Here is a 25,889-nt window from a genome sequence, read left to right on the forward strand (position 1 = left end):
TCTGCGTTCATCGCTCGCATCTCATCCTTTCATTCCCGTGGTCGCGATGCCCTGAATGAACGTCTTCTGGGCCAGGAAAAACAGCACAATCACCGGGGACAGAATCAGCAGCGAAGCGGCCATCAGCAGGTTCCATTCCGTGCCCCCGTGGCTGGACTGGAAGACCTGCAACCCCAGCGCCAGCGTGTACTGGCTGGGGTCCTGGAGATAGATCAGCGGGCCAAGGAAGTTGTTCCACGCGCCCATGAAGGTGAACAGCGCCACCACCGCCAGCGCCGGCCTGCTCAGCGGCAGGATGATCCGCCACCAGATGCCCAACTCGGAGCAGCCGTCGATCCGCGCCGCCTCGGAAAGCTCCTCGGGTATGGTCATGTAGAACTGCCGCAGCAGGAAGATGTTGAAGGCCGATCCGAAAAATGCCGGCAGCCACAGCGGACGCAGCGTGCCGAGCATCTGAATCGGCGTGTAGTCGCCCATGAAGCGGAAGATGGCGAACAAGGGGACCATCAACACCGGGAACGGGATCATCATCGTCGAGAGCATCAGCCCGAACAGCGCCCCTCGTCCCTTGAACCGTATGCGGGCAAAACCGTAGGCGACAAGAGAGCTGGAGATGACCGTCCCGATGATCGACATCGCCGCGATCCACAGCGTGTTCCGCGTGTACTGCGGGAAGTCCATCTTGTCGTGCAGGATGACATCGACATAGTTTTTGGGAATGGGCGTGGTCGTGCCGGAGGGGGTCGTGTACCAGTCGATCCGCCGGGGGATGAATCGCGGCGGATACTCCATCGTCTGATCCAGCGGCTTGAGGCTGGTGGAGAGCATCCAGATCAGCGGAAAGATGAACCCGACGGAAATCAGACATGCCGCCACGAAGGCGACCCACCGCTCGGGATGCCGTCGTCGCCGCGGCGACGCGGACGCAGCCCGGTAATCGATCGCTCGCTGGAGCTGTTGCTCGGGGGCAGGAGATTGGCGGTTGCGCGTCAGTGTCATTCGATCATTTCCCCTGATAATGCACCCATCGCCTGCTCGACCAGAACGCCAGCCCCGTCAGCACCAGCACGATCAGCAGCATGATCCAGGCCATGGCGCTGGCGTAGCCCATCTTGAGGTAGCTGAAGGCGTTGTCGCGGAGATACATGGCGATGAACAGGGTGGCGCGCGCCGGCCCGCCGCCGGTCATGATGAACGGCATGTCGAACACTTGGAGCACACCGATGATCGACATGACCAGGTTGAAGAAGATGACCGGGGAGAGCATGGGCAGCGTGACGTGCCACATTCGCCGCCAGATTCCCGCCCCGTCGATTTCCGCCGCCTCGTACAGCTCCCTGGGCACGTCCTGCAAGCCGGCCAGATAGATCACCACCGCGTGCCCCACGCCCCAGAGGCTCATCAGCGCCAGCGACGGCATCGCCCATCGCTCATCACTGAGCCAGCCCGGGCCTTCGATCCCAACCTTGGCCAGCAGCACGTTGAACAGCCCGTAACGGGCATTGAACAGCCACATCCAGAGCATGGCGGCGGCGACGACGGGCACCAGCGACGGCAGGAAGATCACCGTGCGGAAGATCGCCTGCCCGGGCATCTTCACGTTCAGCAGCATCGCCAGGCCGATCGAGACGCACAGCCCCGCGGGGATGGCCATCGCGGCGTAGTAGAATGTGTTCTTCAGCGACTTCCAGAAGACCGGATCCTTCACCAGGTCCGTGTAGTTTTCCGCCCCGATGTACGCCGGCGACTTGAGGATCGAAAAATCGCACAGGCTGTAATAGAACGACAGCACGATCGGCAGGAACGTGAACGCGGCGAAGCCGATCAGCCAGGGTGAGATGAAGGCCAGGCCCTTTGCCAGTCGTTGTGTTTCGCTACGTGACATGGTGACAAGGTGACAAAGTGACAAGGTGAGGCGCTGTCTCACGCCTTACTGATGATCCATGTTTCCGGGTGGTTGATCATCCCAACAAGGGTCCTGATGATGCCGTTGTATTTGGCGTAGAGTGACCTGGCTGTGGATCGGTCCCAGTATTCGCAGCCTACGGCGAACTCGATCCACACTTGCGTCTCGGCAGTCTCCGTCTCCGCATCCGACAGCTTGCTCACGAACGCCGCAGGATACCGGCGCTTTCGCCACGCTTCCGCCAGATTCGCGCAGATGGACCGGGACGAACGCCGAATCTGATCCGTCAGCGAGTACATCTCCTCTTTGGGAAAATGCTTGGACAACCGAAAAATATTATTCGCCAACGCGAATGCCCGTTGGTAAACATCCAAGTCTAAGTGCGTCCGAATCGTCGTCTTCATGGCCGCTCCGACTTGCGTCCTGCCTGACTCACCATTTCTCCCAGTCACCTTGTCACCTTGTCACGAGGTCATCCGCCCCTTCGCAGCGACTGCCGCTGGAAGAAACGATCCACCTGCAACTGCGCGCGCTTCTGCGCTTCCTCCAGCGCCTGCTGCGGCGTGGCCTGAAGCAGGTATACCTTCTCCGCCACCACACTCAGCTCGGCGGCGATCTCCGGCCAGATCGGCACCTTCGGCAGCCCCCGCGCATTGGGGCTGGACGCCATCGTCTCGAAAACCTCGATGTAAGGATTCGGGTGATTTTCGATGTATTGCGGGCTCATGTTCCGCAGCGGCGAGTTCTTGCAGTGCATCGAGACCAGCCGCTCCATCACCTCCTGCCGATTGAGAAACGCCAGAAACTCAAACGCCTCCCGCTTGTGTTTGCTGGTCCGCGGAATGCAGACGATGTCCATGCCGCAATAGGCGATCATGTCCGTCGTATCCGGACCGATCGGCTGCGTCGAAGGAAACGGCGCCGCGCCCCACATGCAGTTCTCTCGACGCTGCTGCCGCGTCAGCTTCTTGAGCTGCTCCGGCGGCAGATTCCTCCAGTTGTTCATCCGCGGATTCAGCTTCTCTATGTAGTTGGCTTTCCACGGGCCTTCCTGTTCCATCACCACCGTGCCGGTGAAAAACGGACTCTGGGGAGAGTCAAACCCCTGCGGATAGCTGGCGCGGAACTGCCGCATCGTTTCCACGCCCAGGCGTTTGGAGTAGCCGGCGATCCACTCGAACGCCTGGATAACTTTCGGATCGGTGAATGTCAGCCTGCGTGTGGTCGGGTCGTACAGATCCGCGCCGAACCAGTAGGGCGTGAGCGTGATCCACCAGCCCGGTTCCTGCGGCAGGTAGCCGGCGCTGAGCAATCGACTCTTGCCCGGCTCGCCCTCCCATGTGTCCAGCACCTCGGCGTAGCGATCAAGCTCCTGGATCGACCTTGGCGGGCGATCCGGATCCAGCCCCGCCGCACGGAGTTGAGCGGCCTTGTCCTGAAAGATCTTCTTGTTGTAGTGCAGCGCCACCGCCGACGGCGTCGAGGGCAACGCATACAGCACCCCTTCATAGGTGCAGCCGTCGTAATAGACGTGCTTGAAGTAATCGCGGGTGAGGAAGTCCGGCCCAAGCTCCGGATGCTGTCGGCGATACGCTTCGGCCAGCGGGTCCAGCGGCTCCAAGGCATCCATGGCGGCGAACTGCATCGCCTGGTTGTCCCACAAGCCGGCGATGTCGGGCGGCACACCGGCGGCGGTGGAGATCAGCGTCTTCTGATCCACCGAGCTCATCGAAATGTAGCTGACCCAGATCCCTTTCTCGGCCCCGACCGTCGCGTTGAACTCATCGACGATCTGTTTCATCTGCTCGGCCTCGCGACCGGTCCACTTCTCCCAGTAGCGGACCTCGACGCGTCCGGGGGGCAGTGAGTGGCGCTGCTTGCCCGGCCGCGCCAGCAGCACCGCCGCACCAAGCACCATCAGCCACACGATCGCCTGCTTGACGTACTTCATCCGCGATACAGTGTAGCCGAACTGATCCGCGTTTCACGGTCCGAGCCATCTGAGCGAACAGCAGGAGCGAGCCGACCGCTGTCTGCCCCAGGGCCATGTTCAAATGAGTGCGGACGGATCGACACGGCACGCCGCAACCCGCATCATATGGCCGCAGGAGATCCGTACTGGTTCATTGTATGAGCCTTCAGAGTCCAACCCCCGGCCAGGGAGGCCGAACCACAGAATCCCATGCGGTTGCCGCGGATTCGGCTCAGCAGCCCGGCCTGCGCCGCGACCCGGGCACTTTCGAAGCTCCCGGACCTCGGCCGTACGAGCGGCTGATCGCGCTGGCGGTTCTGGTTCTGCTGCTGATGGGTTGCGTGGCGGTGCTGCGCCCGTTTTTCTCGGCGATCTTGTGGGCGGCGGTGCTGGCGTTCGCGTTGTGGCCGGCCAATCGCCGGCTGGTCGCCTGGCTGCGCGGGCGGCGGTCTCTGGCGGCCATGTTGATCACCCTCTCGATCGCCGCAGCGCTGGTCGGGCCGCTCACCATTGCCGTTGCCAATCTCGCCGACGACGCCACGGCGCTTCTCGCCGCCGGACGCCGCTGGCTTCAGGAGGGTCTGCCCCCTTCCCCCCAGTGGCTCGGCTCGATCCCCCTGCTCGGACCACGCGCCGCGGAATACTGGAACGACCTGGCCCGCGAACTGACCGCCCTGGCGCGCGAATCCCCGCCGCAACCCGACGCCGCGACACAGCCACTGAGCAGCACTCTGCCCGAATCCTCCAGGCTCCGCCAGACGTTGCGCGCCCTGCTGCTGTGGACCAGAAGCTGGATTCTGACCTTCGGACTGGCGATCGGATCGGGAGTCGTGCAGGTGATTCTGAGCCTGCTGGTGCTGTACTTTCTGCTCCGCGACGGCGAGGCGGTGGCGCAGCGACTGGCGGCGATGACCGTGCGCGTCGGCGGAGCGCGCGGCCGACAACTCCTCGACGTCGCCGGCAACACCGTCCGCGGCGTGATCTACGGCATCCTCGGCACCGCGCTGGCGCAGGGTTTGATGGCCGGCATCGGCTTCCTGATCGCTGGCGTCCCGGGCGCGACGCTGCTTGGCCTGCTCACCTTCCTGTTATCGGTGCTTCCCATCGGGCCGCCGCTGGTCTGGATTCCCGTCGCCGGCTGGCTGTTTCATCAGGGACGGATCTCCTGGGGCATCTTCATGCTGCTGTGGGGGCTGGGCGTGAGCAGCATCGACAACGTCATCAAGCCCTGGATCATCAGCCGGGGCAGCAGAATGCCGTTTTTGCTCATCTTTTTCGGCGTGCTGGGCGGGGTGCTGACCTTCGGATTCATTGGCGTGTTCATCGGCCCGACCCTGCTGGCTGTGGCTTACCGCCTGGTCGAGCAATGGAGTGCAGCCGTCCCCGAGCAATCCTCATCTACCGCCCGGCCCTGAGTGCAGGCCCGCATTGGCCCTTTACGGGCGCGCTGGCGCCCGTGGCGTTGGCGGTCTTGGTGATCTTTGGAAAAGACTCCCGACCCCTTTTTCAGAACGACCCCTTTTTCAGAAACGGTACGGTGAGACACGCACCTTGCGGAAGTCCTCCGCCAGCACGGTCTCGGCGTGCCCGTCGGCAAAGCCGACGTTGATCCGGCCATTGCGCACTTCCCAGAAATTCGAGCCGTACTGTTTGGCGGCGCCATGGCGAGTATAGGGAATCCTGCGCCCCAGCCACGGCGTCTTTGCCACGCCCTCCAGCGTTCCCTTGATCTCGTCGGGGATGCTGGTGTTGTTCTCGATGTAGTTGGTGGAGTAAGCCTGCGTGGCGGAGTAATCCAGCCCGTTGGCATTGCCGGGCACCGAGCTGACGACCGCTCCGTTGGGCCCGACGATGGGACGAACCCCGCAGTCGGCGAACAGCAGCGTCTCAGCCGGACGGATCACCTTGTCCAGCCGCGCGTCCAGCGGCCGGCCGGTCTTCTTCATCCCGGGATAGACGCTGGTGCTCATCCACACCCCCACGTTGCCGCTGTAGTTGAATTGCCCGAAGCCATCGGACTTGGTCAAGGAGGCAATGTCCACATTGATGCCGTAACTCAGCGGGGTGTAGAAGTTCAGCCCGAGGTTCACGATCATCAGATATCCGGATGGATTGGCGTCGATCCATGGATCGGATGGGCAGCGGAAGACCTGGCTCTTGTCGCGGCTTTCGAAGAACGTCTGCCCGCTGCGGTCGCCCAGATAGATCAGCAGACCCGACGCCCAGTCCGCGGGAACGGGGACATTTCCGCCCAGGCGATAGATGAACTTTCGGCGATAGGTGTCGTGGGCGATGACGGTTTCCTTTTCGCTGGCGGGCTGGATGTGGCCTTTGCGGTCGGTGGCCATGATCGTCGCCGCCGTCGAGAGCTGCGAGAGATTGGCCAGGCATTTGACGGTATTGGCCGCCTGACGGGCGCGATTCAGCGTCGGCAGCAGCACGGCGATCAGGACCGCGATGATGCCGATGACCACCAGCAATTCGACGAGTGTAAATGCGCTTCGGGGGATTGGGATGGGGACGACGCTGTGGCCGGCGCGACGGGATGCACCAGACGGCCGCTTGCTGTTCATACGGACACCTCGCGACGAAGGGGGCGCGCGGCACAGCAGCTCAAGCAGACGCGCGCAGAGGCAACGCGACAGACGACGCCTGACGGTGCCGCGGTCAAGCGCCGCGGCCCGCAGTTTCATTGAGTTTAAACGGTTCAACAAACGGTTTCAAGCAAAATCCACAATCCCGCCAGGCGTGGCGGAGCGGCCTCAAACCGCGTCGGCGCAGCGGCGTGTCCGCCCAAGCAGCGGCCACAGGGCCACGCCCGCCGCCACCGCCACGCACACCATCGCAAACACGTCGCCAAAACGGGTATAGACCGTCAGGCGATCGTCGATCAGCAGCCTCTGTCGGCTGGTGCCGGCGGTGCGGACGGGGATCAGGCCATGCGTTCGTCCCACCGAGTCGATAAAGCCGCTGATGCCGGTGTTGTCGGCGCGGGCGGTCGGCACGCGGTTTTCGATGCTGCGGAAGATCGCCGCTTGGAGATGCTGCGCCTGCTGCACCCCGCGGAACCAGCCGTCGTTGGTGATGTTGACCAGAATATCAGCCCGCTTGCGACGCGGGTCGGAAGCGTTGTTCGGTGGACGGAACATCCTGGCGATCAGCGCCGCGTCGGTGTCCTCGAAACAGATCGGCGTCACCAGCCGCCACGAACGCGAGCCAACGCGATCGCCATCGCCGCCATCCAGTGTGAACACGGTCATGGCTGACGGATCGGCCGCGACCAGGGGGTAGTCAACCGAGTAGGCGGCCAACCAGCGCAGCACGCGATAGATCGCCGGCGCAGACTCACGCAAGGGCAGGAACTCGGCGAAGGGCACGAGGTGGATCTTGTCATAGCGCGCTTCGGATTGCCGGCCGCTGCGGTCATAGAAGAACGCGGCGTTGCGAATGTCGGTGGCACGGCGCGAGCCGATCGTGCCCTGCCAGCCGCCGACGAAATACCCGCCGGTGATCAGCGCCACGCGATGGGTTGCGGTCAGCTCGCTGAGCATCTGGTGGGTCTGCTGAAGGAACGCGGCGCCGCCCAGGCCCGGCTCAGTCCGCGCTTCCACATTCAGCGCGGGCATGACCGTCTCGGACCAGACGACCAGATCGACCGGCGGTTGTGTCGCGGATCCGCCGGCTGTCTGCCGCAGCGCCTGTCGCGTCAGGCCGAAGTGAAAATCGATCTGCTGCTGCTGGGTGACCGGCTGTCGCCCCCCCCTCTCATGCGGAAAGTTCGGCTGAACGACCAGGACGACGGGTCCGGGGCGGATGGTGTGCCACATCTGCGCCATGCGGAAGATGCCGTAGCCCAGCACGCCCAGCAGCACCGGCAGCGTCAGTGCCGCGGCCGCGGCCACCGCACGTCGCGCCGGATGGAAGATCGCAAACAAGACGATTGCGTTGATCAGCGCCACCCAGAAGCTCACGCCATAAACGCCGGCAAAGTCGGCGATCTGGCACATCGTCGGCAGCGGCGACTGGGTGTGCCCCAGGAATGCCCAGGGAAAGCCGCTCAACAGGAACCCGCGGAGCCATTCGGTGGCGGTCCAGATTGCGGCGATAAGCATCGCCGAAGCGAAAATCCCCCCGCCGTGCGTTCGTTCGGCGTGGCGCGGCTGGAGCAATCGCCCCAGGTGCATCAGTGCGCCTGCCATTCCCCAGAACAGCGCCAGGTACAGGACCAGGCCGATCGTTCCCGGGATCGTCGCCCGCCACAGCCACCCCAGGCTGAACGCGAAGAACGCTGCCCCCCCCAGCCACCCCCATCCGAACGCCGCGCGTACCGTGCGCGCCGGACGAACTGCGACCAGCCACGGCACCAACCCGATCCACGCCAGGTAAAACTGCCCCACGGGCGCCAGCGCGGCAAACAGCAGCAGCGCCGAGGCGACCAGAAGCGCCATCCGACGAAGGACGCCGGTCGATTCTGTGGTGCCGATCCAACTCACGCGCGTGCATTGTACGCGCAGATCAGCAGATCGATGACCCGCCGCACGTTGATGATCGCGGGCGAACGCTCACTTGCCGTAGATGTCCCGCTGGAGCCGCCGCAGATCCTGGTTGTTCGGCTGCTGCGCGTTGGGATCGGGGAAGCGCTTGGCCTTGAACGTTCGGCGGTCGGTCCAGATCCTGAACTCCCCGTGGCCATCCACAAAGGTCATGTTGGTTCCCTTGACGTGGAAGAAGGCGGGAATATCGCCCCACAGATAGCCGCTGGGCAGTTGCAGGAACGAGCCGCGGTTGAAGCCTCGCTCGTCATATTCCTCGATGAACACCAGGCGGTCGCTCTTGACCTGCGGGCCGAGCTTGGTGACCACCGGCGTGTTGAACGACGGGCTGCCGTTCAGGTAGGTCGGGATTGAATAGCTGCGATAGTTGAACTTGTCGGTGGAGCTGGGACAGCGGTAGACCTCGGGGTTCTTGCAGTACTTCCACAACAACCCGGCGCGGATCGCCTCGGGCGTGTTCTGCATCGGGCCGACGTCGATTACCCATCCGTCCTGCTTATCGACGTTGGTCGGATCGCTGGCGCTGCCGGTCTCGGCGAAGACCAGCGCGCCCTTGTGCTCGTTGGCGTACATGATCCAGCCTGTGGTGAGCTGTCGCATGTTGGACAGGCAGGCGGTGCGGTTGGCGGCCTCACGCGCCTTGCTCAGCGACGGCAACAGCACCGAAATCAGCACCGCGATGATGCCGATGACCACCAGCAACTCCACAAGCGTGAACGCGCCCCTGATGGCTGATCGCTTGGCACTGTTACGTAACGGCCTTGACATGGCACTGCTCTCCTGAACCCACGGTGCGTTTCCGGCGGATCAGTCGTTCAGTTCGTCGGAAACGGCACCTGTCCCTCACCCCTGGGACGCCGACCGCGCACGATCCACCCCGGTCGGCCCTTGCTCTGGCCCTCCAATTGCACGTTGTGCGGGCTGCGATATCCCAGTCGCACCAGCCGGCGCATCTTCCCGGTCGTGTTGATGTACGAACCATGGATCGTGAAGATGTTGAAACAGACCACGTCTCCCCGCCGCGCTGGCACAGGCACCGTGTCCTGCAGACGATACTGCTCGACCGGCAGATGAGGCGTGCACCCCACGCCGTTTTCGTCTTTCGTCACGTGCTCCAGCGGCCCGAGCTTGTGCGATCCGGGCAGAAAACGAATCTCGCCATTCTCGTGGCATGTGTCGTCCAGGTGCACCAGCACGTCCACGTAGCGGTCGTCGGCGTGCTTGTAGAACGCCCAGTCCTGGTGCATCGGGAACGGATGCCCCGTCTCCGGGGGCTTCACGTGCAGCGTGCTGTGATGCAACTCGACGCAATCCTCGCCCAGCAGATCCGCCATCGCGTCGGCCAGCTCCGGCTTGAGCACCGCCCGTGCCCAGGCGTCGCTGTAGTACTGAAGGTCGTGCAGCGCGATGAGTTTGGACTTCTGCTCGGTGGCCTGGTCCATGTATTTCCGCCGCCACGGACCTGTCCAGCCCACATCCTTGATCGCCCAGTGATCGATCAGCCAGTTGAGCTGTTCGGACAGCTCCTCGGTCTCCTGCGGGCTGAACATCCCGGGCAGATGGACGAAGCCGTTTTCGCGGTAGAAGCGAATCTGCTGCGCCGTGAGCGCGCGGTGGGCTGACTCGTTCAGCGCACGTGTCTGTTGTGATTGATTTGCGGTCAGGATCGACATCAGCACCTCATCCGATCGTAAGCGACGTGCACCGGCGCGCCCATCCGATTCGCGCGGACGCAACCACAGGGATCACTCTATCCTGTGAACTGCTCCGTACATAGGAGAATCTTCGGACGGGGTGGTTTGTAAAACGGACACGCTGCGTCGCTCGGGTCGTCTGGCCACGGCCGTGACGATACGCTTCGCAAGGGTGCATGCCGTCCGTCAGCGCACGCCGGAAGCCGAAGCATCATCCCCAATCGTAGTACCGCTTCGTTTGAGAAACCGCGTTCCTCCGGTCCTGCGAAACTCGCCGGGTGTCAGCCCCATCTTCCGCCCGAACAGCGTGCTGAAGTAATGCGGATCGGGATACCCCACCGCCCGGGCAACCTGCTTGATCGACAGCTCGCGGTCCAGCAGCAACTGCGAGGCGGTCTGGATGCGGATGTTGGTCAGGTATTCCAGAATGGACATCTTCATGACGCGCTGGAACAGCCGGCTGAGATGGCGTTCGCTGAGATCGACCTGTGCGGCGACATCGCAGACGGAAATCGGACGGGAGAGATTGTCACGCAGATAGCGAGCGGCGGTGCGGGCGACGGCTTCGGCCTGGTCGTGCGGCGGGACATCGATCGCCTCGCCCGGCACCGCCCCGCCGGTCACCGCCCGCGCCGTATCCAGCAGCAGTTTGGTGACCAGGGCCGCGATCGCGCGGGTATAGCCGGGCGACTGCTGGGCCATCTCCTCGCACAGAAGCTGTAGCGTGCGGTCCATCGTCGGTGCACACGACGCCACCCAGCATCGCGATACGCTGAACGCGTGGATCAACGCGTCGATCGAGCGGTCGGCGTCGGTTGTCGCCGCCGCGGGCGGATGCCCCGCCGATGCCCCCGCCGGCGAAGTTGACGAACCGGACATCGGCTGCGCCGGAACCAGCGTGTAAGCCCAGAAATAGATCCGCAGCGGCTCGCCCCGGCCGGAGATGATCTCGTGCATCTCGCCGGGCTTGGCGACGAACAGATCCCCCTTGCGGATCACGTAGTGGCGGTCCAGGATGCGAAACGTGCCCCGCCCGCTGTTGGCGTAGCAGATCTCGTAGAACGAGTGCGTGTGGGCGTAGTTCCGCCACCACTTCGAGCCCAGCACGCCCCAGTAAATGAAGTCGGCTCGATACGATCCCAGCCGAATGGAGATGGGCAGCTTGTTCAGGTCGTTGAAGCGGTCCTGAAGCGCCGTGGCCGACAGCCGCGCCGAAATCGGACGGTTCGACCCGCCCTTGGGAACCGATCGACCGTTCCTGGACATCACGAAACTATACGATCCGCATGCGATCCCGGCGTCAAGCACGCCGAAGTGCCCACCGCCAGGGCGCCAGAACCTCCGACGCCCGCGAAGCGCAGTGCAACCCGATCACTTCGCACGCCGCTTTGCTCAGGGGCGACTGGCGGTGGTTCCGCTTATCGCCGACCGCGTCGCAGCCCCATCAGCAGCGATCCAAGTCCGAGCACCAGCGACATCGTCGCCGGCTCGGGGATCAGCACCGGCGGGGCAAACTGCGAAACCGGCGTAATCGCGACGTTGTCGATCTGGGCGGCGATGCTCGGACGGGTGCCGGAGACGGTCTCGTCCAGATCAAACTCCACCTCCAGGACCGGATTCAACGTCGAGAAGCTGTTGGAGCTGAAGGCCTTGTAGACGAAATAGCCGTTGGCTCCGTCTCCGCCATCCGCAGCGGTTCGCGATAGCGCCAACGTTTGTGCGTTGGCGGGGTTGGCCGGATCGACCAGTTCCGCCAGCGACAGGTCAAAATCCATCCCAAAGTTCCACAGGTAGGCGCTGAGCACGTAGTTGGTGTTCGGCGCCAGCGTGACAATCTGGGAGAACTTGGCCGTCGCGGTGCTTCCCAGCGGCCCCTGCGCGGCAAAGTTGCCCACCGTGGAAGCGGGACTGGGCGGATTGATCGGCGTGCCGACCTGGAAGCTGCCGGTCAGCGTCCAGCCAGTCGGAGCATTGTTCGGATTGGGCGAGCCGGGCTGCTCGAAATCGCCGTTGGTTACCAGCGCCGAACTGGTCGATTCCGATCCGGCCTGATACTGGTTCAACGGAAGCTGAGTTCCGGAGTTCGCACGTGCCGAAGCGCACAGCAGTGCGATTGAGACAACCCCCACCACAGCGCGCGGAAAAACCGAGCGAAAGCTGCGATGCATTTTCCTCTCCTCTCCAACCTGCCAAGAGTAACGACGGGACCTGTCGATGGTTGCACAAACCGCAGCCATTCAACAAGCAGCTTCCATATTATGCCGATGCCGACGCGAAAACGTCAACGAAAAACCATGCGTCGGCGTGCGAATCGGGTTATCGGATGCATGTCCGATTTGTCGATCTGGTCGTATCATCGTCGTCCGCTTGCGGTTTGCCCAGCCGCACGGATCATCTCTGCTCATAAGAGGTCCATTTTGCAGCACGCTCTGCCAACCATGTGTGCGATCAGGTTCCGCCGGGCGTTTGTACCGCTGTGGATGGCCGCCGCGCTGATGGCGCTGCTGCTGGCCGCGGCGATCGCGTTCACGGTCAGCGGGCGAGTGGATCCGCTGGCGGAGGGCCGCCAGCCGATCATCGCCTGGGGAATCACGTTCTTTGGCGAGGACATTCACGCGGCGGTTCATCAATTCGAGCAGGAGCACCCGCAGTACAAGGTGATCATCAGCTCCGGCGCCGAGCGCGACCGCGACAGCGACGCCCAGCGACTGCTGACCGCGATCGCCGGTGGCGTGCCGCCGGATGTAGTGTTTTTCTCTCGATTCGCCACGGGCGAGTGGGCGGCGCGCGGGGCCTTGACGGATCTGACACCGCTGCTTCAGTCGCAACGCGACGACGATCCGTATCGCATCAACCTGGAAGAGTACTACGACTTCGCCGTCGCCGAGGCCAGCTACCGCACGCCCGGCAGCAGCGATCCGCCTCGAATCTATGGCATCCCCACGACCAGCGACATCCGGGTTCTGTACATCAACTGCCCTGCGTTGCGTGAGGCGGGGCTGGTCGATGAGCGTGGCAACGTCCGCCCGCCAAAAACCTGGGAGGAGCTGCGCGACTACACGAACCGGCTGACAACCTATCGCCGCCCCGGGGACAAGACCAGCGGCATCAAACGACTGGGCTTCGCGCCCAACTTCGGCAACGCCTGGCTGTACCTGTACGCCTGGCAGGCCGGGGGCGAGCTGCTCAGCCCCGACGGCACGCGGGTGACGATGGACTCGCCGCCGGTCGTCCGCGCCCTGCGATTCATGACCGATCTGTACGACGACGTGGGCGGGGCGATGCAGGTGGCGGCGTTTCAGGAGAGCCTGGCGGGCGAGAGTGGAGGCGGAGGCTTCCGCGCCAACCTGCTGGCCGGCGACCTCGATCCATTCATCCGCGGCTCGGTCGTGATGAAGATCGACAACGACTACGCGATGCGCACCATCGCCGAATGGAAACCGGACCTGGATTTTCTGATCGCCCCGGCCCCCATGCCCGCCGACGAGCTGGCCAGAGGCCGTCCGCCCGTCACCTGGGCCGGCGGGTTCTCGCTGGTGATTCCCTCCACCTCGAAGAACAAGACCGGCGCGTTCCGCCTGATCCAGTTCCTCACGAGCTGGCGCGCCACCCAGTTCCTTGAACAGGGCAAACGCGAACGTCGCGAAGCCGAAGGACGGCTGTATCTGCCAGAGGGTCTGGCCAACCGCGTCCACTTCCAGCGGCTGGTCCGCAGCGCCATCTTCGAGAATCCGCGGGTGCCCCCGGCCTTCAAACAGGCCTACACCGTGCTTCAGGAGCTGATGCCCAACACAAAGTATCGCCCCGTCACTCCGGTGGGACAGCTTCTGTGGAGCCAGCATGTGCGCGCCTTCGAGGCGGCGGTCTCGCATCGATTCGCCCATGAAGCCAGAGCGCGCGGAGAAGACGAGGTGAAGCTGTCGCTGGCCACCATGCAGATTCCCGTGCAGCGACAGCTCGATGAGATCCTCCAGCCCCCGCCCCCGAACGTCGTCCGCTGGCGGCCTTATCTGGTCATGTACGTTGTGCTTGTGGCCCTGCCCTTTGTCGCCGTCTATGTGGCCTGTCGTCGCCGCGCGGGCGTGGGGGTCGGCGGCTATCGTGCAAGGCAGATCGGTGCGGCGATGCTCTTCGCCTCGCCATGGATGATCGGCTTTGCGGTTCTGGTCGGCGGGCCGATCCTGTTCAGCATCCTGCTGAGCTTCACCCGCTATGACGTGCTCACCCCGGCGCGCTACGTCGGGTTTGACAACTATCGCCAGCTCCTGCACGACTCGCTGCTGTACAAGAGCCTGGGCAACACCGCATACATGCTGATCCGCATCCCGCTGATGATGGCGGTGAGTCTGGCGATCGCACTGCTGCTGAACCGCGCGGTGCGAGGCATCGGCTTTTATCGTACCGCCTTCTACATGCCCGCGATCGTGCCGATGGTCGCCGCCAGCCTGCTGTGGGTCTGGCTCTTGAATCCGACGGCCGGGGTGATCAACCGCATGCTGGGCTGGTTCATCGATTCGCCCCCCCTCTGGTTGCAGGACCCGGCCTGGAGCAAACCGTCGCTGATCCTCATGAGCCTCTGGACCGCGGGCGCGGGGATGATCATCTGGCTGGCCGGACTTCAGTCCATCCCGCCGCAGCTTTACGAGGCGGCCAGCATCGACGGCGCCGGCGCCTGGCGACGGTTCGTGCATGTCACCATCCCCATGCTCAGCCCCTACATCCTGTTCAACACGATCGTCGGCGTGATCGGCACGATGCAGATCTTCGGCGAAGCCTACATCATGACCGCAGGCGGACCGGTCGATTCAACACTCTTCTACGCATACTACCTGTTCAAGCAGGCGTTCGGATATTTCCGCATGGGCTATGCCAGCGCGCTGGCGTGGATCCTGTTCCTGGTGGTGCTGGGGCTGACGCTCGTGCAACTGTGGCTGGGCAGGAAATGGGTGCACTATGAACAGGTCTGATCCCGCACTCATCAGGCGAGTCGCGGCGACGACGGCCGCCGCGCCGCAACCACAGATCGGACGCTTCAGGCGATATCTGCTGACGCGAGGCTGGGCGCACGCGCTGCTCCTGTTCGGCAGCGCCATGTTCCTGTTTCCGTTCTTCTGGATGGTCATCACCAGCCTCAAGACCGACGAAGAGCTGACCGAGTCGAGGTGGCTGCCGGCGATTCCGCGATTCCGCGCGCACTCGCCGTATCCCAGACCCGAAGGCTCGCTCGAACCCATCGCACAGTTCCAGATTCGCGGGCTACAGCTTCGCACTTTGGATGCCCACATCCACAACCTCTGCCGCGGCGAGGATGTGGCCAGGAGCTGGATGGTGGAATCCGGCCACGCCCGGCTCGTGGCAACCGGCAACGACGCCACGCGGGTCGAATATCGCTTCGATTCGCCGGATGATCAGCCGATCGTGCTGCGATATGAATTCGACTTTCCGGCCGAGGCGGACCAGCTTCACAAGCTGGCGCTGGCGATCCAGGCGGACGACAGTTGGCACAGGGTTGGCGCGACGCTGGAGCTGGCCGGGCGACGCTGGGTGTCGCAGTCGCCGACATACCTGGCGCAACACCGCGCCCAGAGCATCCTCTTCCAGCCGCCGACGTTTGACGACACGACCTACCAGCCGAAGGTATGGGTGCGGCTGCGCGCCGAGCCGGCGCCCAAGCCTGCCCGCGGCGACGATCGCCACGCCGTGCTGCGCGTCACAATCACGCCCACCTCCACCGCCGGCGCCGTCTGGGCAAAGGTGATGCGCAATTACCAGCGAGCCTTCGCCTATGTGCCGTTCTGGCGGTACGTCGCCAACAGCCTGGTGCTGGTGGCGCTGATCACGCTGGGCACGCTGTTCAGCAGTTGCTTCGTCGCCTACGCGTTCGCCCGGCTCAACTGGCCCGGAAGGGGCATCGCCCTGCTGATCCTGCTGGCCACGATGATGCTTCCGCCACAGGTGACGATGATCCCCTCGTTCATGATCTGGCGGAGCGTCGGCGCCTACAACACGCTGGCGCCGCTGTGGGCGCCGGCCTGGTTCGGCAGCGCGTTCTTCATCTTCCTGATGATCCAGCAGATGAAGACCCTGCCGCGCGAGCTGGAGGAGTCGGCACGCATCGACGGGCTGAACGCGCTTCAAACCTGGTACTACATCATCCTTCCCCAGGTGAAACCCACCGCCGCCGCCATCGCGATCATGGCCTTCATGTGGTCCTGGAACGATTTTCTCGGACCGCTGATCTACCTGCGCGACCAGTCCAAGTTCCCGCTGAGCCTGGGGCTGTTCGCGCTTCGCCTGGACAGCTTCGGCGACCAGACGATGATCATGGCCGGCAACGTGCTGATGACGCTGCCGGTAATGGCGATCTTCTTCGCCTGCCAGCGCTACTTCATTCAGGGCATGACCGTCAGCGGCCTGAAGGGATAAGGGGTCGGGAGTCTTTTTTAAGGGACCGGGAATCTTTTTCTGGACAGGGCCCGATCGTGACAGGTAGCATCCGGCCATGCCCAGGCGACCACGTCAGGCCATCGGCGGAATGTTGTTCCATGTCCTCAATCGCGCCGTCGGGCGCGACAAGCTGTTTCGCAAGGATGCTGACTACGCGGCCTTCGAGCAGATCATCGAGCAGGTGCATCGTCGGCTGCCGACGCGGCTGCTTTCGTATTGCCTGATGCCGAATCACTGGCACCTGGTGCTGTGGCCGCGCGAGGACGGCGAGCTCAGCGAGTTCATGCGTCTGGTGACGGTGACCCATACGCAGCGATGGCATGCGCACTACCAGCGCGTGGGCACCGGGCCGCTTTATCAGGGGCGATTCAAGAGTTTTCCGATCGAGCGGGATGAGCATCTGCTGGCGGTCTGCCGCTACGTCGAGAGAAACCCCCTGCGAGCCAGGCTGGTCGAGCGCGCCGAGCTGTGGCCCTGGAGCTCGCTGTGGAAACGGACCAACCAGCAGCCGCAGCAGGTGCCGTGGCTGACGTGGCCGCAGGACTGGCCGGTGGAGGTGCCGCGCGACTGGGCGCGACTGGTGAACCAGCCGCAGACCGCGGCCGAGGAGCTGGCGATTGTCGAATCGATCCGTCGCGGCCGGCCGTTCGGCAGCGAGCGGTGGCTCAGGCAGACGGCGGCGAAGCTGGGTCTGGAATCGACCCTGCGTCCGCGTGGCCGGCCCAGGGTCCATCCCATCAAAGACTCCCGACCCCTTTGAAAAGACTCCCGACCCCTTATTTTAAGGGGTCGGGAGTCTTTTCCGGACAACCACACGCCAGACACCCCAGACCCAGCAAAGTTGCCTGGGCGCGGCGGCGGAAGCGCCACCGGCCCGGCCAGTCGCGGTACATCACCCTGGACAGCGCCCTGCTGCCGCCGCCGGAAACCAGGATTTCGCGGCGGAGGCGCGTTCCCGCGGCGCGCAGCAGGTCCAGGCGCACGGCGCTGGCGCGGGCCAGGGCATCGATGATCGCGGCCAGCAGTTGCCGCCGCGTCGAAGCCAGCGTCAGCCCCCTGAACGCGCCCTGTCGTTGCTCGAGCGAGCAGCGATCTCCGGCCAGATAGGGTTCGAACTCGACTCCGTCGCGAGCCCGTTCCGCCGTTGCCGCAAGCTGCTGAACCATCCGATAGAATCGCTGGTCATCCAGGTCGGGGAAAAGCTGTTGTCTGGCCCACTCGAGCGACGATCCCGCCGCCGCGATCGTGCCAACGCTCAGCCACAGGCCTCCGACGCCCAGCGCGCGGGTGAGCAGGCGTTCGTGGGGTCTGGGTTTGTCGGTACACAGCGCCAGCACGTCGGTGGATCCGACGACGTTAACGAGCTGGCCCGGTCTGGCGCCGGCCAGCAGCGCCACGGCGCTGGTGTCGATGAACCCCACAAGCATGGGAGTTCCGGCGGCAAGCCCCAGGCGTCGGGCGGCGTCGGGGGTGAGCTGGCCGCCGATCTGGTCAGCGTCGCGCACCTCGGGCAGCAGCTTGCGGGTGATGCCGACCACTTCGCACAATTCATCGTTCCATCCGCCCAGCTTCAGCGTCGAGTAAAGCCCCATGAACGAAGCGTGCGAGGGATCGACGACTCGGGCGCCCGTGAGCTGGCGATGCAGGTAGGTCGAGAGATGTCCGACCAGGTCGGCGCGGCGCATGACCTGCGGCTCATGACGAACGAACCAGCCGCAGGTGGTCGAGCTGATCCCGCCGGGCACCGGACGCGCGCCAACCATCTTCAGGTGCCGCGCCTTGCCGATCCTTCGCTCGATTTCGATCGCCACGTCGAGGCTGCGACGATCCTGATGGGTAACCACCGGCGTGATCGCGCGCCCGCGCCGGTCCATCGCCAGCCATGACGGCGACATCGTCGCCAGAGCGATGCAGTCGATGCGCCGGGTCTGCGGGCCGAGTGCTCGAATCGATCGAACGATGGCGCGGACGATCGCTTCGGGATCGACCTCGGCGCGATCCCGAATATACCGCGTGGGGAACGTCTCCCGTGCCGGCCGGCCGACGATCCGCCCGTCGCGCAGCAGCCCGGCCTTGACCGATGAGGATCCGATGTCCAGGGCGAGAATAAGCATCGGGCCAGATCATATCGGGCACACAGCCCGAGGCAGAATCCTCCGCCCCGTGTCCGAGGACCGGCAGAGGCACTGGAGTGCCGGTCGCGTTGTGCGGCAGAGGCAGGCGGCCTACACTCAAGTCCCATGGGCATCTATGACCGCGAGTACTTCCGCGATCGCGCGCCGACGTCGGCAGTCGGGCATATGCGCATGTGGTCCGTCACCACCTGGCTGATCGTGATCAACGTCGCTATCTTCGTGATCGACCGATTGCTGTTCTACACGATTCGGCTGGCCTACGTTGAGATCCTTCCGTCGGGGCAACGACTGCCCTTCTACGCCCTGGAGGGACTGGGCTATTTCTCCATCGGCACGGCGTTCATCAAGTACGAGCTGTGGCGGCTGCTGACGTTTCAGTTTCTGCACGGCGGGCTGTCGCACCTGTTTTTCAACATGCTGGGGCTGTACTTCTTCGGGCCGATGATCGAGGCATATCTGGGCAGCCGGCGATTCCTGGCGTTCTACCTGCTGTGCGGCGTGGGCGGGCCAATCGCATATGCGCTGCTGTGGGCTGTGGGGCTGCTGATCCCCACTCCATGGATACCGCTGGTTGGAGCATCGGCCGGGATTTTCGGCGTCCTGATCGCCGCCGCTCAAATCGCGCCCAACACCACGGTGCTGCTGTACGGAATCTTCCCGATTCAGCTTCGAACGCTGGCGTGGGTGCTGCTGGTGATGGCGGGGTACACGGTGATCGCCTACGGCGGGACAGGACAGAACAACGCTGGCGGCGAGGCGGCGCATCTCGGCGGCGCGGCAGTTGGTTATCTGCTGATCCACTATCCGCACTGGCTGCGATTCGTCGATCCGGGAGGACTGACGCGCCGGCGCAGACCGCCGCCGTTTTGAATCAACACTACAGATCCTTTGGGCCGCCGATAACCCTCAGAAGCGAAGGCTTTTTTTTCCTCACGGGGCGCGCTTAAGCACAAATCCATCGATTCCGACGAAATAGTTGCTCGATCGCTCGGACTTGCCGACGACCTGGATTGTCAGCGGGTTTTCGCCGGCGCGCAGATGAACCTTGCCCAGGTCGATCGGACCCGTTGGTTCCACGCCCGGGGCGAACAGGTCCAGCCGGCGAGCCAGGAACTGCCCGCCGATGCGGATCTGCACGATGCCGTAATCGGGCGCGCGGGTGAAGTAGGCAATGAGCTGCCAGGTCGCCTCCTCGGGCGCGGGCAGCGAGAGGTTCAGCATCGCGTCGGGCGCATCGGGGGTCCAGAAAAGCTGGGCATTCCCACTCCATTCACCGTTGAAGTTGGACATCTCCTGACGCATCAGCGCGCCAGTCGAGGCGCGCGCTGAATCGAGAATGTCCTCGGCCTCGATCGCGCCTTCGATCTTCATCGGCGGCGGCGGGACCAACGCCAGCAGGTCCTTCGCCTGCGGCAGCCTGGGGAATGCCGCGTGCGGCTCGGATTGATACCAGCAGGCGACGCTGGAGTAATCCGCCGGCCACTGGTCGTCGGCGCCGTGTTCGATCGTGACGCGGATCGACTTGCGGAACGGGATCGCGTCTTCGATGTGCCAGCGATACGCGCTGATGCGGCCGATGGCTTGGTCCTTGATGACGCATCCGTGGTACGGGGCCGAGTAGGTTCCGCGGTCGAAGTACCACCCGCTGGAGAAGTAGTCTTCGGTGCCGGTGCCGACGATCGAAGGCTGCGAGTCGTCGTCGATGAAGATGCGCTCGTCGCCTTCGAGGAAGCCCAGCCCGTTGCCCCGCCGAGCCTGCATGAACATCGCGGCGCCGACGAAATGCCCGCGGCCGGTGGCTTGAAGGATGGTGTAGCTCTTGCCGGGCACGGTGGGGTTCTCGCGCCGCCACTGGGCGTGGAAATGGAGCAGGTGCTTCGGCAGCTTCTGGTGCGCGGTGAAGTCGATGTTGTAGTAGAAGGCGTCAATGCGGCGATCCGACAGGTTCGTCAGCGTCCAGCGCGCCGACTTGTGGAACGGCATCGGCCAATAGCAGTTGTATCCGCCGCTGGTCTGGTTCAGCGGCAGCGAGATGAAATCAACCTGCTGTCCGAAGCCGACGCCGAAGAAATCGCCGATGGGGACTTCGACACTGGGCGACTCTTCGCCGTCCCAGTACATGCGAAGGATGGCCTGTCGGTGGATGGCCGGCTCGGAGCGCGGCGCGATGGTGACCCAGAATCGGCGGATGATGCCGGCGCCGTTGTAGTCGAGCAAGGTGATCGTCTGCCCCGGCTCGACAACTCGGAAATCGAGGTTTCCGCCGCTGCGGTCGAAAGAGCTTTCGTGTCTGGCGACGCCGTCGCGCTCGATCGCGATTCCGCTGAGCCCGGACGCGAACGACCGAACGCCGGAGGCGCGCTGCGCCACGCCCCCACAGCCAACCAAGGCCAGCAATGCGAAAAGCGCCGCTGAGCAGAATCGCATGAACATCCATTGTCATGTGCGGGACGGATCAACGCAAAGGCGGCAGGGGCGAGCGTAGGTGATGACGAGCATACGCACGAGGTGCGCGATTCAGTCGTCGATGTCCAGCATCAGGAATCGCTTGGCGCGGTAGCCGCTGCCGATGTTGATGGCCCGGATGTGCTCGATCGTGGCCTGGATCGGGTAATGGCTGTGTCCGCAGAGCACGTGTCGGACGTTGTTGTATCGCAGCAGCAGATCGCCGATGCGAGCGCTGCCCAGGAACGCCTTGGCAAAATCCCACTGGGCGTTGTGGGGCGGGGGCAGGAGCTGTGCGAAGGGCAGGTGATGAATCGCCGCCACGACGTGCCTGGCGGCGTGCATCGCCAGCAGGTGCGTTTCCAGCTCCTCAAGCAATTCCTGGAGGAACTGCTCGTCGCCGCGGTGCAGCTTGACGAATCTGCCGTCATTCCAGCGGGCGACGACGCCCCGTGCGGTCTGTGGAAGATCATCAGGACCTTCCAGCAGGGCGCGATGTTCCGGCAGATGGGCCGCGGCGCCGGGGGAGACTTTGGCGGCGTAGAAGCGGCGGGGAATGCCCAGCGAGGGTTGAGCAAACGAGTAGTCGTACCAGCCGACGCTGCCGATGATCGCCGTCCCCGATGCGACGAACGGATCCGTCTGCAACCACTGCCAGCCCAACTGGCGGATTCGCCGGGGCAGGACGTGACGAAACAGCGTGTATGAATCGTTGTCGTGCGTCCACAGCTCGTGATTTCCGGGCACGAAGAGTCTGGGTCCGCGGAATCTGAATCGCGACAGGCAGGCCTCGATGGCGTCGCCTTCGGAGCTGGCTGTGTCTCCCGCCACCAGCAGCACGTCTCCGCCGGCGCGGTTCATCTGATCGATCAGCTCCTCGGCCGCGGCGCGGCCGCGGCGGTGGTTGTAGTGCAGGTCGGCGGTGGCGAGCAGTCGCATAAAAAGATCGTAGTCGTGGTATCACGACCGTCTCGGCCGTTGTTTATACACATCTCGGACCACCGCTCAGACTCGCAGGTGCGTGCGATGAAAGCCCAGACGAGCCAATTGTGGCATGGCCGTCCCGGCCATGCAGGATGCACTCGAGTTCGAAAGTCCGACATCCGGGTTGTTCATCACGTCATGCCGCTGAACACGGGCGAGACGCCTGTCCGCTCTGCTGCCTCGAAAACGAGGGCTTCCAGCAATGTGACAAACGTCAGCCGTCTCGACCGTGCGGAAACCCGCAATGGTGCGGCGCATTGTGAGAGGGTTGTGGCGGGGCTATAGTTCGAGTCGCGCGCGGGACCGACGGCCGGGCAAGCCGCATCGCGACTGCGGATGTTCGACAAGGAAGCGATGACTCCACTGCTGGTCGAAAATGTCTGCAAACAGTATCGACAGGGACAGCGGGTCGTGACCGCGCTGGCGGGCGTGTCGCTGAGCGTCGAGCGGGGACAGTTCCTGGCCATCATGGGCGCCAGTGGCTCGGGCAAGAGCACGCTGCTGCATCTGATGGCCGGGTTGACCCGCGCCGACTCCGGTCGGGTCGTGGTCAACGGCACGGACCTGGGCAGGCTCAATGATCGACAACTCACCCTCTTTCGTCGCCGAAACATCGGCCTGGTGTTTCAGGGATTCAACCTCATCCCCACACTGACCGCCGAGGAGAACATCCGACTGCCCCTGATGCTTGATGGCCGAAACGGCCAGGCCATCGCCGCCAAGGTCGATGAGCTGCTGTGCTCGCTGGGGCTTGCGCAGCGCCGGCATCACCGTCCTGATGCGCTCAGCGGCGGAGAGCAGCAGCGGGTGGCGATTGGCCGGGCGCTGGTCAGCGAACCGGCGGTCATCCTCGCGGATGAACCGACGGGGAATCTGGATTCCAGCAACAGCCACGGTGTGTGTGAACTGCTCAAGACCCTGTCGCTGGAGCATGGCCGCACGATCGTGATGGTGACACACGAGCCGTCGGTCGCGGCCTATGCCAGCGAAGTGGCGGTATTGAAGGACGGCAGGCTCGTGGATCGCTTCCCCACCGAAGGAGCCGACGCCGAAGAGCTGGCGATTCGCTATCAGGAGTCGCTGCGGGCGGCTTCGACCGAACAGGCGTAGCTCGGCTTGTACTGCTGCTTGCAGGGCGGGCTGGGCATATTGGCACATCGCCCGGTGCCGCGCGATGCGCGCTTCTTGTGCATCCAGCGATCGGGCCGTTCAGGCAATGGGCGATTCGCGAGATGGTTTTCAGCGCGACCGCGGGGCAAACAGCGGGATTTGACTCGGAATTGTGATGGATGCGGTCGTGGCATCGGGTTTGTAGTGATGAGCAACCCGTAGCCGTCGGGTGACGGCTATGGGTGGTCCGTGCGGGCCACTCGGATTCATGGAGCGCGGTTGGTTCCCACGGGCCGTGTCGTCCGGCCGACAGTCGGCCGGGCGACACGCCTGCCCGGGGCCAGGCGTCTGATTCCCACCTGCATCCGTTTCATCGTCCAAGTCAGGCGCGGTACCAAAAAACCCGAAATTCCTTGACGTTGTTTCCTGCGGCGCGGTAGCTTTGCCGTTTGCGCAACAGCACGCTGCTTCTTTGGTTTCTCTTCTAAAGGTGCTGGGGGGTTTGGGGCAAGCCCGGCGTATGGTGACGCGTGGCTGCCAGTGTCTATTTCTGGCTTGCTGGTCTGTATCAAGGTCAAGACTGCGCGGGCGGGTTTATGCGCGGATGTGATTTTTATCGGTAATCTCTCGATTTAATCGAGAACGTTCGGGGCACCGCGCCGGATGACCAGACGGATCGCCACCGAGCCGCTATCGCCAGACCGAGCAGTGTGAGCAATGGAGGCAGCATCACGCGGCTGCGGGACAGACACCTTCGGCAAAGGAGGTTCGCCCATGTCTCAAACTTCGATTGCGTCGGCCGGGGCGCGCACGATTGCAGCCCGACCTTCCGGCCGCTTGGCGCTGTTGCTGGCGATGGGTGCGACTGGCCTGCCCGGCCTGGCCGCCGGCGCAACCCGAACCGAGAACTTCAACGACGCACCGCCACACTGGCAGGTGTTTGGCACCACCGATTACGGTTTCAGCAACACCAACAACACCGGGCAGGAAAGTCCCGCGGGGGAAGCTGGCGGCCGCTTCCGCCGACTCGAGCAACGCGACTACTACGCCGACACCACCATCGGCGTGCTCACCCAGGACGATGCATTCTTCTCGACCGGCGAGCTGTTCGTCGGCAATGCCGCCACCGCCGACAACGAGGCCTGGATCGCGCACTTCAGCACCGATACCGCCACGGTCAATGTCAACATTGTCGGGTTGTCCATAGTCGAGGGCCGGCCGGATCCGTCCACGGGCTTTCGGTTTACGGCTCACATCTATGACAGCGGCGGCAACGAGCAGCGACCCGAAGCGCTGAACTTTCCCTACAAGGACGAGAACGGCAATCCAATCCTCTACAAGTACTACTATGCGTGGGATCCGCAGGCAGACCGACTGACGACGCGCCTGCTCAATCCCGACGGATCGCTCGTGCAGGAAATCGTGCTCGATGCCGGACCCATCCAGTTCACTCTGAACGCGTTCGGGCTGACGGGTGTGATCACGCCGGGGCAGGATCCGGGCAAGTTCACCGACGTTTTCATCGACGCGACGACGTACACCATCGCCTCGCCAGCGGCAACACAGTGGAACGTCAACGCCAACGGCAACTGGAGCAACGCCGCCAACTGGACCGGCGGCGTGCCCAACGCGCCGGGCGCCGTGGCCAACTTCGGCTCGGTCATCACCGCCCCGCGAACCGTCACGCTGGATGCCCCGATGACTGTGGGCGTCGTCAACTTCGACAACGCCAACAGCTACACCATCTCCGGCAGCAGCACGCTGACCATCGACGCCACCAGCGGCAACGGGGCGATCAACGTGCTGTCCGGCAGCCACAGCATCGCCGCCCCGATCCAACTGGCTGACAACACCACCGTGGCGGTCGCTTCCGGCCAGACGCTGTCGGTGCAGCACGTGCGCGGGGCGGGGCTGACGGTCGGCTCCGGCACGATGCGGGTGATCAACAACCTCGCCGCCAACTCGCCCGCCGGCACCAGCCGCGTGGCCACGCTGGCGGTGGGCAGCGGCGCAAGACTGGACCTGAACAACAACAGCCTGATCGTCAACAGCGGCTCGCTGGCGACGGTGACCGCATCGATCAAGTCGGCCCTGGAGAATGGCGGGAACTTCGACTGGCTTGGTCCGGGCATCGGCTCGACGCAGGCCAATGTCCAGAACACCACCGCCGGCAGCTTCCTGTACGGGCTTGGTGTGGTCCTCAACGACCTGGCTCAGGTCGGTGGCAGCGGGCCGATCTACACGAGCTTCGCCGGGCAGACACTCACCGGTAATGAGATCCTGGTGAAGTTCACCTACTTCGGGGATGCCGATCTGAGTGGCTCGATCGACGCGACGGACTACTCGCTGATCGACAACGGGTACGTGAACAGCCTCAGTGGCTGGATCAATGGCGACTTTGACTACTCCGGTTCGATTGATGCGACGGACTATGCCCTGATTGACAACGCCTACGTGAATCAGGCCGGTCCGCTGGCCGAGGCGCTCATTGCCGAGCACGCCCGGATGTTTGGTGGTGAGTACCTGGCGGCGTTGCGGGCGGTTCAGTCGGGTGTGATTCCCGAGCCGGCATCGCTGGGAATGCTGCTGTTGGGGCTTGTTGGGCTGAAGCGATCACGTCGCTGCGGCAACTGAGCGGAGGAG

20 protein-coding genes are annotated in these 25,889 nt (G+C 63.9%); 7 read left to right on the forward strand and 13 right to left on the reverse strand.

Annotated features, from left to right (window positions below):
- Positions 1-21: 21 nt before the first annotated feature.
- The 4 genes from ACQS5P_RS08485 to ACQS5P_RS08500 all read right to left on the reverse strand — a co-directional run bounded on the left by ACQS5P_RS08485 (position 22) and on the right by ACQS5P_RS08500 (position 3,857).
- Entirely contained in the window at positions 22-999 is a 978-nt protein-coding gene (locus ACQS5P_RS08485; protein WP_428940462.1) for a carbohydrate ABC transporter permease, read from the reverse strand.
- 4 nt (positions 1,000-1,003) lie between these two features.
- Positions 1,004-1,885 carry a carbohydrate ABC transporter permease gene (locus ACQS5P_RS08490; protein ID WP_428940463.1) on the reverse strand — a complete coding sequence of 294 codons (882 nt, stop codon included), beginning with the start codon at positions 1,883-1,885 and terminating at the stop codon, positions 1,004-1,006.
- Between the two features lie 38 nt (positions 1,886-1,923).
- Entirely contained in the window at positions 1,924-2,310 is a 387-nt protein-coding gene (locus ACQS5P_RS08495) for a four helix bundle protein (RefSeq protein ID WP_428940464.1), read from the reverse strand.
- Positions 2,311-2,378: 68 nt separating this feature from the next.
- Positions 2,379-3,857, reverse strand: coding sequence for an extracellular solute-binding protein (locus ACQS5P_RS08500; protein WP_428940465.1), 1,479 nt, complete (start codon positions 3,855-3,857; stop codon positions 2,379-2,381).
- Between the two features lie 179 nt (positions 3,858-4,036).
- On the opposite strand from ACQS5P_RS08500, the gene ACQS5P_RS08505 reads away from it, so the two are divergent.
- Positions 4,037-5,293, forward strand: a complete 1,257-nt coding sequence (locus tag ACQS5P_RS08505; RefSeq protein ID WP_428940466.1) for an AI-2E family transporter — start codon at positions 4,037-4,039, stop codon at positions 5,291-5,293.
- A gap of 108 nt (positions 5,294-5,401) precedes the next feature.
- On the opposite strand, the gene ACQS5P_RS08510 is transcribed toward ACQS5P_RS08505, so the two are convergent.
- The 6 genes from ACQS5P_RS08510 to ACQS5P_RS08535 all read right to left on the reverse strand — a co-directional run bounded on the left by ACQS5P_RS08510 (position 5,402) and on the right by ACQS5P_RS08535 (position 12,293).
- The gene (locus tag ACQS5P_RS08510; RefSeq protein ID WP_428940467.1) at positions 5,402-6,451 is read right to left on the reverse strand and encodes a type II secretion system protein; all 1,050 of its coding nucleotides are present in this window, start codon (positions 6,449-6,451) and stop codon (positions 5,402-5,404) included.
- A 189-nt stretch (positions 6,452-6,640) separates the two neighbouring features.
- Entirely contained in the window at positions 6,641-8,371 is a 1,731-nt protein-coding gene (gene lnt / locus ACQS5P_RS08515) for an apolipoprotein N-acyltransferase (RefSeq protein WP_428940468.1), read from the reverse strand.
- Positions 8,372-8,440: 69 nt separating this feature from the next.
- Complete coding sequence (locus tag ACQS5P_RS08520; protein WP_428940469.1) at positions 8,441-9,199, reverse strand: prepilin-type N-terminal cleavage/methylation domain-containing protein; 759 nt, start codon at positions 9,197-9,199, stop codon at positions 8,441-8,443.
- 47 nt (positions 9,200-9,246) lie between these two features.
- Positions 9,247-10,104 carry a phytanoyl-CoA dioxygenase family protein gene (locus ACQS5P_RS08525; protein ID WP_428940470.1) on the reverse strand — a complete coding sequence of 286 codons (858 nt, stop codon included), beginning with the start codon at positions 10,102-10,104 and terminating at the stop codon, positions 9,247-9,249.
- A gap of 207 nt (positions 10,105-10,311) precedes the next feature.
- The gene (locus tag ACQS5P_RS08530) at positions 10,312-11,391 is read right to left on the reverse strand and encodes an AraC family transcriptional regulator (RefSeq protein WP_428940471.1); all 1,080 of its coding nucleotides are present in this window, start codon (positions 11,389-11,391) and stop codon (positions 10,312-10,314) included.
- 152 nt (positions 11,392-11,543) lie between these two features.
- Positions 11,544-12,293, reverse strand: coding sequence for a PEP-CTERM sorting domain-containing protein (locus ACQS5P_RS08535; protein ID WP_428940472.1), 750 nt, complete (start codon positions 12,291-12,293; stop codon positions 11,544-11,546).
- Between the two features lie 270 nt (positions 12,294-12,563).
- Here ACQS5P_RS08535 and ACQS5P_RS08540 point away from each other — a divergent pair, with 270 nt between their 5' ends.
- The 3 genes from ACQS5P_RS08540 (at position 12,564) to ACQS5P_RS08550 (ending at position 17,332) form a co-directional block, all read left to right on the forward strand.
- On the forward strand, positions 12,564-15,092 hold the full coding sequence (locus tag ACQS5P_RS08540) for an extracellular solute-binding protein (protein WP_428940473.1): 2,529 nt from the start codon (positions 12,564-12,566) through the stop codon (positions 15,090-15,092).
- A complete protein-coding gene (locus ACQS5P_RS08545; RefSeq protein WP_428940474.1) occupies positions 15,079-16,551 on the forward strand; it encodes a carbohydrate ABC transporter permease in 1,473 nt (490 codons plus the stop codon). Before ACQS5P_RS08540 ends, ACQS5P_RS08545 begins: the two co-directional genes overlap by 14 nt.
- Positions 16,552-16,627: 76 nt before the next feature.
- A complete protein-coding gene (locus ACQS5P_RS08550) occupies positions 16,628-17,332 on the forward strand; it encodes a transposase (protein WP_428940475.1) in 705 nt (234 codons plus the stop codon).
- A 16-nt stretch (positions 17,333-17,348) separates the two neighbouring features.
- On the opposite strand, the gene ACQS5P_RS08555 is transcribed toward ACQS5P_RS08550, so the two are convergent.
- Complete coding sequence (locus ACQS5P_RS08555) at positions 17,349-18,686, reverse strand: xylulokinase (protein WP_428940476.1); 1,338 nt, start codon at positions 18,684-18,686, stop codon at positions 17,349-17,351.
- Positions 18,687-18,812: 126 nt separating this feature from the next.
- On the opposite strand from ACQS5P_RS08555, the gene ACQS5P_RS08560 reads away from it, so the two are divergent.
- Complete coding sequence (locus ACQS5P_RS08560) at positions 18,813-19,577, forward strand: rhomboid family intramembrane serine protease (protein ID WP_428940477.1); 765 nt, start codon at positions 18,813-18,815, stop codon at positions 19,575-19,577.
- Between the two features lie 60 nt (positions 19,578-19,637).
- Here the strand turns inward: ACQS5P_RS08560 and ACQS5P_RS08565 are convergent, their stop codons facing one another.
- Positions 19,638-21,134, reverse strand: a complete 1,497-nt coding sequence (locus ACQS5P_RS08565; RefSeq protein WP_428940478.1) for a glycoside hydrolase family 172 protein — start codon at positions 21,132-21,134, stop codon at positions 19,638-19,640.
- 90 nt (positions 21,135-21,224) lie between these two features.
- On the reverse strand, positions 21,225-22,091 hold the full coding sequence (locus ACQS5P_RS08570) for a metallophosphoesterase (RefSeq protein WP_428940479.1): 867 nt from the start codon (positions 22,089-22,091) through the stop codon (positions 21,225-21,227).
- Positions 22,092-22,472: 381 nt separating this feature from the next.
- Here ACQS5P_RS08570 and ACQS5P_RS08575 point away from each other — a divergent pair, with 381 nt between their 5' ends.
- A complete protein-coding gene (locus tag ACQS5P_RS08575) occupies positions 22,473-23,246 on the forward strand; it encodes an ABC transporter ATP-binding protein (protein ID WP_428940480.1) in 774 nt (257 codons plus the stop codon).
- A 774-nt stretch (positions 23,247-24,020) separates the two neighbouring features.
- Positions 24,021-25,880: a PEP-CTERM sorting domain-containing protein gene (locus ACQS5P_RS08580; RefSeq protein WP_428940481.1), complete on the forward strand. Its 1,860-nt coding sequence runs from the start codon at positions 24,021-24,023 to the stop codon at positions 25,878-25,880.
- Positions 25,881-25,889 lie beyond the last annotated feature (9 nt).

The sequence above is a fragment of the Fontivita pretiosa genome (genome assembly GCF_050410795.1).
Classification (GTDB): Bacteria; Planctomycetota; Phycisphaerae; order Tepidisphaerales; family Tepidisphaeraceae; genus Fontivita; species Fontivita pretiosa.